At 48.2% G+C, this 13216-nt stretch carries 7 protein-coding genes, 1 tRNA gene and 2 pseudogenes; 6 read left to right on the top strand and 4 right to left on the bottom strand.

What is annotated here, in order from left to right; all coding sequences use genetic code 11:
* Both JGK39_RS30910 and cobO read left to right on the top strand, forming a co-directional pair.
* Positions 1 to 100: pseudogene (locus JGK39_RS30910) on the top strand (Uma2 family endonuclease); the annotation flags it as partial.
* 365 nt (positions 101 to 465) lie between these two features.
* Complete coding sequence (gene cobO / locus JGK39_RS30915; RefSeq protein WP_293261562.1) at positions 466 to 1101, top strand: cob(I)yrinic acid a,c-diamide adenosyltransferase; 636 nt, start codon at positions 466 to 468, stop codon at positions 1099 to 1101.
* 9 nt (positions 1102 to 1110) lie between these two features.
* Here the strand turns inward: cobO and JGK39_RS30920 are convergent, their stop codons facing one another.
* The gene (locus tag JGK39_RS30920) at positions 1111 to 3837 is read right to left on the bottom strand and encodes a glycosyltransferase family 39 protein (protein ID WP_293298660.1); all 2727 of its coding nucleotides are present in this window, start codon (positions 3835 to 3837) and stop codon (positions 1111 to 1113) included.
* Between the two features lie 852 nt (positions 3838 to 4689).
* Here JGK39_RS30920 and JGK39_RS30925 point away from each other — a divergent pair.
* Positions 4690 to 10419 (top strand): DUF4347 domain-containing protein, encoded by a 5730-nt coding sequence (locus JGK39_RS30925; RefSeq protein WP_293298663.1) that lies wholly within the window; start codon positions 4690 to 4692, stop codon positions 10417 to 10419.
* Here the strand turns inward: JGK39_RS30925 and JGK39_RS30930 are convergent.
* A complete protein-coding gene (locus JGK39_RS30930) occupies positions 10411 to 10587 on the bottom strand; it encodes a hypothetical protein (RefSeq protein WP_293261570.1) in 177 nt (58 codons plus the stop codon). The genes JGK39_RS30925 and JGK39_RS30930 overlap by 9 nt on opposite strands.
* 12 nt (positions 10588 to 10599) lie before the next feature.
* Between JGK39_RS30930 and JGK39_RS30935 the strand changes: the two genes are divergently transcribed.
* Together JGK39_RS30935 and JGK39_RS30940 are read left to right on the top strand one after the other, a co-directional pair.
* On the top strand, positions 10600 to 10752 hold the full coding sequence (locus tag JGK39_RS30935; RefSeq protein ID WP_293261572.1) for a hypothetical protein: 153 nt from the start codon (positions 10600 to 10602) through the stop codon (positions 10750 to 10752).
* Between the two features lie 23 nt (positions 10753 to 10775).
* A tRNA-Phe gene (locus JGK39_RS30940) sits at positions 10776 to 10848 on the top strand.
* 416 nt (positions 10849 to 11264) lie between these two features.
* Here the strand turns inward: JGK39_RS30940 and JGK39_RS30945 are convergent.
* Both JGK39_RS30945 and JGK39_RS30950 read right to left on the bottom strand, forming a co-directional pair.
* A complete protein-coding gene (locus JGK39_RS30945) occupies positions 11265 to 11912 on the bottom strand; it encodes a site-specific integrase (protein WP_293261574.1) in 648 nt (215 codons plus the stop codon).
* Positions 11913 to 12171: 259 nt separating this feature from the next.
* Positions 12172 to 12363, bottom strand: a complete 192-nt coding sequence (locus JGK39_RS30950) for a hypothetical protein (RefSeq protein WP_293261576.1) — start codon at positions 12361 to 12363, stop codon at positions 12172 to 12174.
* A 384-nt stretch (positions 12364 to 12747) separates the two neighbouring features.
* On the opposite strand from JGK39_RS30950, the pseudogene JGK39_RS30955 reads away from it, so the two are divergent.
* A pseudogene (locus tag JGK39_RS30955) lies at positions 12748 to 13216 on the top strand (ISAs1 family transposase); the annotation flags it as partial.

Genomic DNA, 13216 nt, shown 5'->3' on the forward strand with positions numbered 1-13216 from the left:
CCAAGGACAAGAAAAAGAAGTTTTGGAATGTCCGACAGAACTTTCAGGAGAAGATATTTTGCCCGGTTTCGTGCTAAACTTGCAAGCAGTCTGGGGGTAAGACGATTTGGGCTTTTTGATTTGTGATTTGAGATTGATTTGTGGGATAATAGTTGAGAGATTGGTATCAACAACCAGGCTAAAACCATTTTTATATCTGCTTTCTATCCAAGGCCAGATCCCCCTAAATCCCCCTTAAGAAGGGGGACTTTGAGATATTCCGGTTCCCCCCTTCTTAAGGGGGTTAGGGGGGATCTGGCCTCAATCGTCAAACAGCAGTATTTGACTACATTTGACCTTAAGTTGACACCAATGGGGTTGGGAGATTCCCTACAGTTGCATTATTTTGGAAAAATGGTATAAGTAACTAGACATCATACATCTATCAGCGTTGATTTGCGTTCATCTGCGGTTAAAATAAATATCATGGAAATGAATACAGAAACAACTACGACGACGGGCTTAACAGCCGAACAGCACAAACAAAAAATGCAGCGCCGACAAGAAGTTCAGGCGCAGCGAATTGCTAATGCTGCTGAAGATAAAGGTTTGATAATTGTCAATACGGGTAACGGTAAAGGCAAAACTACGGCGGCTTTGGGAATGGTTTTGCGATCGCTCGGTCACGGCTACCGCGTCGCCATAGTACAATTTATCAAAGGGGCTTGGGAACCCGCAGAGAAAGCCGTTTTTGAACTCTGGGAAAATCAGCTAGAATTTCATGCCATGGGTGAAGGCTTTACTTGGGATACGCAGGATCGCGATCGAGATATCGCAACAGCTCAAAAAGCCTGGGATAAAGCTGTAAGTTTTATCTGCAATCCTGAATTTAAGTTGGTTTTGTTAGATGAAGTCAATATAGCATTAAAGCTGGGTTATTTGCAAGTCGAGCAAGTGCTTGCAGGTTTAGACCAAAAACCCGAAGACTCTCATGTTATTCTAACAGGCCGAGGCGCGCCACCCGAATTAATTGAGCGCGCCGATTTGGTGACTGAAATGACTTTGGTTAAGCATCCATTCCGAGAACAAGGTATTAAGGCTCAAGCTGGTATTGAGTATTAATCTTGATGGTTAGATTTTCAATTTTTTCAAGAATTGCAAATCTTGCCACGCTTGAATGACGTTGCCTTGCATTAAAGCGGCTAAACCGTTTAAAATTCTAATTTCCGGCAGGTTGGGGTTGAGGGCGAGGGCTGGTTTTAAGGCTGTTTCAGCGGCTTTGGGATGCCATCCGTAAATCTGGACGAAGGCGAGATAAGCGTAAGCGTAGGGGTTTTGAGAGTCGAGTTGGGTGACTTTTTCTAAAGCTGCGATCGCACTTTCGACATTCTGCTGCAATACTCTAGAAAATGCCAAAGCATAGGCGAATTCTAGATTGTTCGGTTCCTGCTTCAGTCGATATTCTAACGATTGTTCCGCTTGCAGGGTGTAATCTTGAATTGGATCGTACTGATTGATCCGTCCAATCTGCTCGAAAACTGGTTCTAAACCGGGCAATCCTTTGGGTAAATTAACCGCCATCGCCCGCAATTGAGTTACCAAATCTAACTCCGGCTGCTCCTCGTTCCCAGGCCGATCGTCGGCGATTTTGAACTTTTTCTCATCTTCGTTCTTCGGAACAGCTTGGGAACGGATATTAAGAGGATCTGCATCGATTTTAAGCGTTACCTGCGGCACTTTCATCGGATAAGTTTCGCCGGTTTTGCGATCGAGATAAGTCGCTTGCAGATTGTAACTTCCCGGTGCAATATTAGCAGGAGTTAGCATCGCCGTGCGATCGACAACTCGAAATCCCACAGCAAATTGATCGGCTTCCAGCATCCCCGGATGCAAAGTTGCTTGCCCGATCGCGCGATCGTGTAAAATCCTGAAAGTCTGTCCCGCTGAAATATCGTCAGACTGCTGATTTTGCCACGTTAACAACACTAAACCAGACTGCAACTGCTGCCAAGGCCCAGACCAAATATAAGTCACCGGTAGCGCCACACCGGGAACCGGTTTTGCCAAAACAGTCACTTGCTCTAATTGTACTTGCGATCGCGCTTCAGGCAACGGCTGTATTTCCACCGCGTGCAACTGCTTGCGGTAAAGATTCAAATTAGTATTGTCAGGCAAAACCCAACTTTTTTGCAAGTTAAATTTACCGCCAGTCTCAATCGCCGCCACTGCAGCATTTTGAGCTTTTTTAATCCGTTCCCGAATCGAACCTTGGGGGCCAGTTTTAGTTAAAAACCAAGAAAGCGATCGCACATCTTGCGGCACTTCTTTTAAATTCGTTCCCACCTGCCGCCCGTAAACCTGAAAATTCGCCAAAGCACCGTAATAATTCAAATTGTGCTGGTTAATTTGTGGCGTCGAAGGCAACACGCCCAAAGTCGATTGCAAATAAGGTTCCGTATCAATAATTTCGGCAATTACTTCTCGGTGCGGCCACTCTTTCCCCAAGTAAGGATAGCTGGAATTGCCGGGGCTGACAGCTTGAACAAAGCTATGTCCAAAAGCACCGCCCAGCGGCCACATATGGAACAGCATCGCTAGGATTCCTAAGCCAATTGTTGCCCAGCGAATTTGCTTTTCCCAGCGCTGCGGCCACAGGGTTAAAAAATAGGCTAAAAAGATTGCTAGTATTGGTAAATAAGGTATCACATATCGGTCATCTTTGTTGATATTTAGCGAATTAATTAAATAAGCTCCTATCCAAAATACCGCCAGCCACCGACAGGAGTTAAGGTGCAAGATTGACTGACTATCGGCTCGATTTCGCCAATAATAAAGTATAAATCCGACTAAGGGAATCAGTAACAGAGGCCAAGAAACGTGTTCTGGTAAGTGCTGAATATAGTAAATCCAAGCACCGATTGTATTCAAGCCCGGATCTCCTTCGGCGATCGCAGAATCCAGCGTTGCCCGTTTTCCCCCGGTCAAAATTAACAGCCAATTGGTTTTAGCCCAGGGCCCAAACACCGCCGCCGACAGCAACAAAGCACCAGCTAATTGAGCTAATCTTCCCCAAGCTTTTTGGCGCACTGCACCAACTGCCAACCACAGAATTGGTGTAAACAAAAATAATACTGTAGTGTGTTTAACTAATATTGATAAGCCGAGAGAAATTCCAAAGGCGATCGCCCAAAAGAAAGAAGAGGCGGAGAGGGTATGTAGGGGCGGTGGATGGTGCGTGCCCGCCCCCGAGGGGGAGAATTTATGCTTCTTTTTGGTTCTTTTATCCAACTTCAGTCTATCCGCTACATCCGCTACATCCGCTACATCCGTTACAAAATCCGCTGCCGAACCTTCTTTCCACATTGTCAGACAATAGAAACAAAAAGTAATCGCAGCAGTTAGGGGAAAATCAAGTAAAAATTGCAAGCGGAATCGATAAAGCCCCGGTAATAAAATACAAATTGCAGCAGCCCACAAACCAACTTGTCGATTAAATAATTTGGTGCCCAAACTGTAGACTGAGGCGAGGAGAATTGCACTAAATAATAAATGAACGAGGGTTGCCCGATCGCCCCCTGTACCAAAAATATGCAGAAACGGCACCGTCAAGATGTACGCCAAGGGCGGAATCTTCGTCGAAAGCAGCCAGAAATTTGTCCACCACTCGCCGGAAAACCACTGAGGATCCTGCAACGCCTGCAAGTAATTCAGCGTGCTAGTGAGGTATTCTGCTTGATCCCAGGCGGGTACAGATCGATCGCACGCAAACCAGAGGCGATCGCTAATTGCCCCCAGCAGCCAAATTATGCCTAAAATCAGCATACTTTTGCCCCGGCTGTCTCGATGTTGCAGTGCCATTGCGATTGTTGGAATCTAAGTTGCAGTTTTTAGCTTATATCATGTCCGATCGATTGACCCCAATAAGCAAGGTTTGATCGTTTGGACTTCAGTCCGCTTTATGCTGCGGACTTAAGTCCGCACTGGAAGGTTTGATCGTTTGGACTTCAGTCCGCTTATGCTGCGGACTTAAGTCCGCACTGGAAGGTTTGATCGTTGATCGTTTGGACTTCAGTCCGCTTATGCTGCGGACTGAAGTCCAAACGATCAAACTGGCGCTTTGGGGCGATCGGCTAAAATATCGGGCGATCGACTAAATTAACTTTTTGATGCCTCCGTATCCCCGCTTTTATAAAGTTTTGTAACAAAAATTCCAGATTTGCATAAAAAAATAGAAATTGCGCCGATAGCTTAAATAGAGACAAGGAAATGGCGATCGAAACTAATAGAGTATGTCAATTCAACCAGAAAGCACCGAAACCTTGGTAAGCCGTCTTTTTTTTCAAAATCGACAATCGGTTTGGCGAGACTTGGCAAGAAACAGTCCACAGAAGTCAGAATATCGAGAGCGAAAAAATTAGCTTAACCAAAATTAAAGTAATTATCCCAAGTTCTACTCGCTGCCGATATATAATATGTCGTAACCATATAAATGAATTGGTTTCCAAGTCTATGCTGTAGCATTAGCTGAAAACTTATTCACTGTTTAATTACCACTCAAATCTATTTTAGTTAAGGGTGCGATGCTCGGGAAATGGAAACAGGAAAACCAGGGATAGCTACACACCTACTCCCACAATTTGCCGTTTCAAAAAAATCCAGTGCTAGGGCATTTTTGTTCGATTCCTAAATCAACCTCAGTGCAAATAAAATATGAAATTTCTACCAGAAGATAGGACCTTCAGTTTGTCAATAGGCGAATTACTTGAAGGCGAGCCGCAGGCAGATTGGGCCAGAGAGTCGATCGGGCTTTTAGCCGCACCCACAGCCAGCAACAGCCTAAATCAGCCGAAAACAGCAGAAAAACACATCATCTTCATCGACTCGCGCGTAGAAAACTGGCAACAACTCGCCAGCGGAGTCACAGCAGGAACAGAAGCAATTATCCTCAACCCGACGGGCGACGGAATAACGCAAATCACCCAAACTTTAGCCAAGCGCAGCGGGTTTGACAGCATCCAAATAGTCGCCCACGGCAAAAGAGCCAGCCTGCAACTCGGAGCAGCCAACCTAGACAGCAACAGCATAGAAAACTACAGCAGCCAATTGCAGCAGTGGCAAAAATCTTTAATTAAAAACGGAGACATTCTGCTGGTATCTTGCAGCGCAGCAGCAGGAGAAATCGGCCAGACTTTCGTGCAGCGGCTGCGGGAAATTACGGGTGCAAATATTGCCGCTTCCGCTAATTTGACCGGAAGTGCAGAACTCGGCGGTGACTGGGAATTAGAAGTAGTTGCAGGACAAATCGCAGCCGGTTTAGCATTTCAAAAAGAAGTGCTGGAAACTTACAGTTTTGTCCTCGGTACCTTAATTAACCAAACTTTTAGGAACTCCACAGTCACGGGGCCTTGGATTTACGGAGGACAAAACGGCAGGGTATTTGACCCCAACCCAGGCTTTACGGCCAGCCAGCAAAATATTCCCGGTATCACCGGAGGAAGTTCATCTGGAATACTTGCAGGCTTGGGTGGCGATGTACCGGGTTCTGGGGCCTTGAGATTGACCAGCAACGGTGTGGCACTCCCAGCCTTTGTTCTCTACGACAACGCCATACCCTCCACAGAGGGTCTGAAAATGACCTTCGATTTCTTTGCTTACAACGGCGTTAATGCTGCTGGCGCAGGCCCTTTTATCACCCCACAGCCGGGAGACGGTATTAGCTTCTTCTTGATTGACGGGACAGCCAGCCCGACAGCAGCAGGAGGCTTTGGCGGTTCTCTGGGCTATGCCAACAACGCCACTAGCAACGGATTGGTGGGAGGTTATTTGGGCATTGGATTGGACGAGTATGGGAATTTTTCTGCTAATACCGAAGGGCGTTCTGGGCCAGTTCCACCGAATATTCCCGGTTCTAGTGTCACTGATTACAGACCGGATTCAATTACCCTCAGAGGCAGTCAAGCAGGCGGTTATGCGTTTTTAACAAATGCCATTTCTCCCATCGGCATTGACAACATCCCCAAAAGTATTAACTTTACAGGCCCTTTTGACTTCGACAATAGTGTTACTGTCAGTCGCGATGCAGCAAAAAGAAGCATTCAAATTACCCTAAATCCGCCTAATTCTGCAACGCCAAACCGTCTCACAGTTGCCTTGGATGTGAATAACGACGGTTTGTTCGCGGGCGCGGGCGAAACTTTGATTGACATTCCCAATCTAGCAGTTCTAAACGGAGCGATACCTGCTAATTTCAAATTTGGTTTTGCCAGTTCCACGGGAATTGCTACTAACTTCCACGAAATTCGCAACCTCAAAATTGAGACAGTCAATCCTGTTCCCACCAGTCAAGCTGACGTTGTTACCACCAAAAGCGGCCCATCAATTGTCAAAGCTGGCGGCAGCGTTACCTACACAATTACTACTACCAATCAGGGGCCGCAAGCTGCTCAACAAGTTTTGGTTCAAGACCAAATACCCGACCAATTACTGCCTGCTTTTCCAGCAAATCCCACTGTAATTGCTAGCAGCGGCGGTACTTACTCAAGCACTACGCGGAACGTCACCTGGCCGAAAATTCCCCTTCTCAATCCCGGCCAGTCTGTCACCTACACCCTGACAGTCGCTGCACCTCCAGGTTTAGCTGTAGGCCGCACCTTCAGCAACGCGGCATCCAGCAGTGCAGCCACTTTTGACCCCGACCTTACGAATAACAGCGGTTCAAATGCAGCAAGTGCAGTCAGTACCACAGTTGTTGCGGCTGCGGCCGACCTCCTTACTACCAAAAGCGGCCCGGTTACTGCGACTGCTGGGTCAGCTATTGCTTACACCCTGACTACGGCAAATAACGGGCCAGACTCCGCAGCCAATGTCACGATTACTGACAGCATAGTTCCGGGCTTGACGGGAGTCAGTGCATCCGACGGTGGCGCTTACGATCCGGTTACGGGTATTGTCAGCTTCCCGCCGATCGCATCCCTAGCCGTCAGTACAGTTACCCGTACCGTCAGTTTTGTCGCTCCAGCGACCCTTACAAGCGTCACCAACACGGCTCGGAGCAGCTCGGCAACCCCCGACCCTGTACTCACCAACAACGACGGCAGCAGCACGAATTCTTCTATGACCACGACGATCGCCTCGATCGCAGACCTCGTTACTACCAAAACCGGGCCGACAGCCGCCAATCCAGGCGCTACGCTTAGCTACACAATTACCACAGCCAACAACGGCCCGAGTTCTGCGATCGGCGTGACGATTACTGATAGCATCGTTCCGGGTTTGACGGGAGTTACGGCATCCGATGGCGGCACTTACAACGCAGCTACGGGGATTGTGACTTTTCCGGCGATCGCCCTCAATAACGCTACTACGGTAACAAGGACGATCGGCTTTGTAGCACCTGCGAGCGGCACCATCAGCAGCACAGCAAAAAGCATTTCCGCTACTCCCGACCCCAATATTACAAATAACAGCGGTGCGACTGTGACCACTACGATCGCCCCCAACGCTGATGTTGTCACCCTCAAAACCGCCCCGGCCACTCTCAATCCAGGCCAAATACTCACCTACACAATTACATCCCAAAATAACGGCCCGAATCCCGCAGCCAACCTAGCCATCACCGACAGCCTGATTCCCGGTTTAACTGGAGTCACCGTCTCCGATGGCGGTACTTACAATCCGGCTACAGGCGTTATCAGCTTCCCGGCGATCGCCAGTTTAGCAACCGCTACTAGCGTGACTCGGACGATCGGCTTTGTGCCCCCAGCCACTCTCACTAGCATCACCAACATCGTCCGCAGTACCTCCGATACTCCCGATCCCAACGTGAGTAACAACGATGGCTCGACATCTGCCGCGCCCAACCAGCCGGGAGGCAGAGTCACCACGGTGATTGGCAGTGCAGCGGACGTTTCCACCACCAAGAGCGGCCCCACATCCGCCATTCCGGGGGGGACTGTTACTTATACAATTACGACTGCCAATTTGGGCCCCAGCGCTGCTAGCAATGTGGTGGTGAGTGACAGCATTGTCCCCGGTTTGACGGGAGTTTTGGCTTCCGACGGCGGCAATTACGACCCGATTACAGGGGTGGTGACTTGGACGCCGATCGCCAATTTGGCCAATGGTGCTACCGTAACGCGCACTGTCAGTTTAGTGCCTCCGACGATCGGCAGTATCACCAATACTTCCCGCAGCACCTCAACCACGGGCGATCCGAACCCCAGCAATAATGACGGTTCTGCTGCTAGCGCGATCGTTACAACTGCGATCGTCCCACCGCCAACTCCCACACCAACTCCCACACCAACTCCCACACCAACTCCCACACCAACGCCTTCCGGGACGCCCACGCCGACTCCCCCGCCAACGCCACCGCTACCGCCTGTGGAGACGCCCACGCCGACTCCCCCGACAACGATACCGCCTGTGGGGACTCCTACCCCCACAACGATACCGCCTGTGGGAATTCCTACCCCGACACCGGCGCCGGCACCAACTCCCACGCCACCGCCTGTGAGGACTCCTACCCCAATCGCGCCACCAACTCCCGCGCCGACACCAAACAATCTCAACAACCCGCCGGTAGTAAATGTAGAATTGCCTTTCTTGTTGGTGAGAAACTCATTGCCGTTCCAAATTACTTTGCCGCAAAATACATTTATCGATCGAGATCCCGGAGACACTCTCACCTACAAAGCGACGCAAACCACTGGTTTACCGCTGCCAAGTTGGCTGACATTCGATCCGAATACTCTTACCTTTAGCGGTCAAAATTCTGGACTGCAATTTGTGCCAATTCAATTAACAGCAACAGACAAGGCTGGTGCAACTGCAAACAATTTTATAAATTTGATAACTTTTGCCACTGGTCAAGTGATTGATGGTTACATTGCTGGTGCAACTTTGTTCTTTGATGCCAACAAAAATGGAGTTCTAGATAATAACGAACCGTCTACTATCACAGGTTCGACGGGGGAATACGAACTCAATATTCCCTTCGAGACTTTTGATACGAATAAGAACGGCGAACTCGAACAGTCAGAAGGCAATATTGTTGCTTTTGGTGGCATCGATACAGCAACGGGACTGCCGTTGGAAACGCCTGTTTCTGCGCCGCCGGATTCCACCGTCGTGACTCTGTTAACGAGTTTAATAGTAGATTTAGCCGATCGCGGAATTAATGTCGAGCAAGCCCAATCCCTTGTCAAATCGGCGCTGGGGATTCCGTCTGGCGTTGACATCACCAGCTTAGATCCGATCGAGGCAGTCAACAGCGGGCGATCGGGCGGAGTGGCAGTTTTGAGAGCAATGAGCAAGCTGCAAAACTTCATTACCCAAACCACAAGTTTAATTGATGGAGTCTCAAATGCTGCAAATACCGTCATTGTTAAAAATGTCATCGCAGCAGTTAGCGATCGAATTCAAATTGGCAACAATCTGGATTTTACCAATCCAACACGGTTAAGTGCGATCGTCCAGGAAGCCGTCACTAAAACCAAGCAAATTGACCCCAGTTTAAACATTCAAACAGTCTTAGACATTGCTCCGCAAGCTGTGCAATTGATGGTAGAAGCCAATCAGCGCATAGATACCGCAGCATCTAACAATTCCGGTGCATTGCTAAACACAGCAATTGCCCGCATCCAAAAGGTAGCTTTAGGGGAAACTGCCAAAGACTTCAAAGAAGTTACGGCGGGAAACAAGACAATTGTGGAAGTAGTTGCTGAAAATACAGGCGCTGCTTTAACTTCACAGATTCAAACAGCCACAGTACCCAATGCACCCGCTGTTCCAGTTATCGAGGGCGGTGTGGAAATAATTAGCATTGCGCCCAATCAAATTACGGGTACCAATGGCAATGATGCGATCGCGGGTACTAGCGGCAGCGATACCATCAGCGGCCAGCGGGGAAATGACCAAATCTTAGGTCTTGAAGGTAACGATTGGATTAACGGCAATCAAGACAAAGATACCGTTGACGGAGGAATAGGAGACGACACTATTTATGGAGGCAAAGGAGATGATTCTCTAGTCGGTTTTAACGGCCAAGATGTCCTGTTTGGCAACCGAGGTTCTGATAAGATCGACGGCGACGACGGGAACGATTCTCTCTACGGTGGCAAGGGTAACGATCTCCTGACTGGCGGTTTGGGTAACGATTTACTTGTCGGTCAAATTGGTGAAGATACTCTGACTGGCGGTTTGGGTAACGATGTATTTCTGTTAGCACCCTTCGAGGGGATTGACACGATTCTTGATTTTGAGAAAGGTCAAGATTTAATTGGGTTATCGGGAGGTTTAACCTTCAATGAACTCAGCTTTACTTCTGCCAATAATGCAACTTTGATTAGTGTTACTAGCAGCGGTCAAGTCTTGGCTTCTCTTAAGGGAGTTACACCCAATTGGTTGGGGATTGATGATTTTACCCAGCGTTTAATCTAAATCATCGCAAAAAGGGCGATCGGGTTTACGCGATCGTCCGACAGTGCGATCGTCCGATCGTCCGACAGGGGTTTTTAACCCCTGTCGAGAGAGCGAAAGTCCTCTCAAAGAGGACTCAAGAGGAATAAAATTGAGCGCGCTGGCGATCGGACTACCAGTCGGTTTCAACCGAATTCAGCTATGAGGCAGGGGTTTAAACCCCTGTCGGACGATCGGGCTAAGAGCGAATCTGGCGATCGCCAGTTGCAGCTTTTAGCTTGCAGGTTGGCGCTTTGGGGCGATCGAAAAATTATTTATCAAAAGTGCTTGCTAAATTCTGTATGTGTCTGCTAAGATAGTAAAGGGCGAAAAAACAAGCCGGGATAGCTCAGTTGGTAGAGCAGTGGACTGAAAATCCACGTGTCACGAGTTCAAGTCTCGTTCCTGGCACTCAAACCCCTTGTTTTGCAAGGGGTTTTCTTTTGGGCGGTTTTGCCGATTGCAGCAATTGATGTGCAGTGATTTGCAATTGATGTGCAATTGATGTGCAGACTCTTGAGAGCCTTGAATTGGCACAGCGTGGTGGATTACTGGCACAGCGTGGTGGATTGCGTGGTGGCTGAAAGTATTGGATGTGGTGGATGTGGTGGATGTGGTGGGTATTTTTAAAATAAAGTAAATTTAAAAATATTTGTTAGATTTCAGATTTTAGATTTGAAATTTTAGATTTTTTAGGGCTGTTTACCACCACGCCTTTGTTTGCGGCTCATGTATCCCTTGCGCTGCAAGCTTCCTGAGCTGTGGTGGATTGATTGTCAAAAAAAAAGCCGCAGTAGGAACTGCGGCTTTGGCTTGTGGGCGGTGGGTCACTGCGGCACATCTTCTGTAGCTATCAGACCTGCGTAGTGTTCCCAGATCGTGCGGGGTGAATTACCCACCCAGAGAGCGACTTGCCGCACCTGTACCCCTTTGGCTAGGCAGGTAGATATAAATGTGTGCCGGCAGTTGTAGAGAGGTCGCTGCCTGATACCAAGGATTTCGAGGATTGGTTTCCATTGTCGGTTGGCTAAATTGTGCTCGTCGGCAATTAGCCCTGTTTTGCTGGGGAAAACTAGCGACTCGCTGTCGGCTGCTACTGGCTTGATAGAAGATAAGAGCGATCGCAGTTTTGGGTTGATTGGGAAAATGCGCGATTTGCTTGTTTTGGTGTCTTTCGCTACCCCGTAAACAAACGCCTCGCAAAAAGTTATTTGGGATAGATTTGTGTCGATATGCTTCCACCGGAGGGCAATCGCTTCGCTGGGTCTGCACCCGGTAAGAAATAAAAATTCAATTAATGGGGCCTGGAACTCCTCTGTCTGTCGGAAGGCGTCAATTATACGATCGCGCTCCTCTTCCGTAAATGGCTGGATGTCAGCGGGCGGTTTCCTTGCCTTGATTTTAATTTTTTCAAACGGGTTCGCTTCTATCAACCCAAATTCTGCTGCCCAGGCGCAGCAGGCATTGATCTGCATGAGCGATTTTTTTGCCGATCGGATTGTTGTAATTTCGATTAGCTCTAGTCGGATTTTTGACGCCTGGTTTAGGTCGCCGCAGGTTTTGGCGATGTGACGAGAGACGACCGCAAAATCCTGTTTGATTGTGGTCGCCGCTAGATGCTGGGCTTTGTGAGCCGTGTATTTTTCCCAGAGGTCGCCCAAGGTGAGCGCGTACTTTGTTTTTGGTTTTGGCAGACTTGCGGTGGGTTGGTATTTTTGAAGCGAAACATCAAACTTATCGAAGGCGATATCGGCGGCGATCGCCCTTTGCCTTCTCCTCTGCCGCCGATCGATTGATCGGTGTATCGGGCAAGCCTAGGTAAAGATATTTTTGCCGCCCTCCGAACAGGTGGCGGGGTAGTCGCAGCCTGAGCATTCCTCTAAGCTCGCAAGTGACTACAGAACCTTTCTGATTTCTAGTAGTCATAATTGAGTTCCCCTTGGTCTGTATCAAAGATTGCCAGCAGCTTGCGCCGCTCCTCAGGGGTTAGAAGCGCCTTGGCCACCCACCGAACCTCCTCCCTTGTCCACCTTCCTCGTAGGGCCTCTAAATCCTTGCGGCATTTAGCGGAAGCGATCGCCTTTTTTAGTTGGTTCTTGCAGGCTAGGGCTTTATTTCGCCTGGTCTCCAGAGAGTCGGCTTTTGCACTGAGAAAAGTTTCCCAAGTCGGGCCGGGAGTTGGTGTCGCGGTCTGTACTGGCTTGGGTATCGGGGCAGGGCGAACGCATCTAAATTTAATGTTAACAGAATATGGTATATTGGAGAAGAATTATTGAGTAACCACAAAACATTTAATTAGGGTTCACCTGTATGAAACTCAAACCTAAAATTACCATTGCCGACCATTTTTATGATTGAGAAGACCCAAGAGTCGAGCGGACGAGACATCATCAATTAATTGATATTATCACCCTCTCAATTTGTGCCGTGATTTGCGGTGCTGATACATGGATATCGAAAGTTACGGTCGAGCTAAATACGAAGGGTTAAAAAAAAATTAGAATTGCCGAAGGGCATACCGACCCATGACACAATTGCACGAGTATTTTCTCGCCTCAATTCGGAACAATTTCAGAAATGTTTTTTAAGTTGGATTCAATCTATTAGCTGCTTAAATTCAGGAGAAGTAATTGCACTTGATGGAAAAACTCTTCGCCATTCTTACGATGGAAGAGGAAACAAAAAAGCAATTCATATGGTCAGTGCTTGGGCGACCAGTCAAAGATTAGTTTTAGGACAAGTTAAAGTTGACAAAAAATCGAATGAGATCGCGGCTATT

Origin of the sequence: Microcoleus sp. PH2017_12_PCY_D_A (assembly GCF_020738565.1) — a bacterium.
In the GTDB taxonomy this organism is placed as follows: domain Bacteria; phylum Cyanobacteriota; class Cyanobacteriia; order Cyanobacteriales; family Microcoleaceae; genus Microcoleus.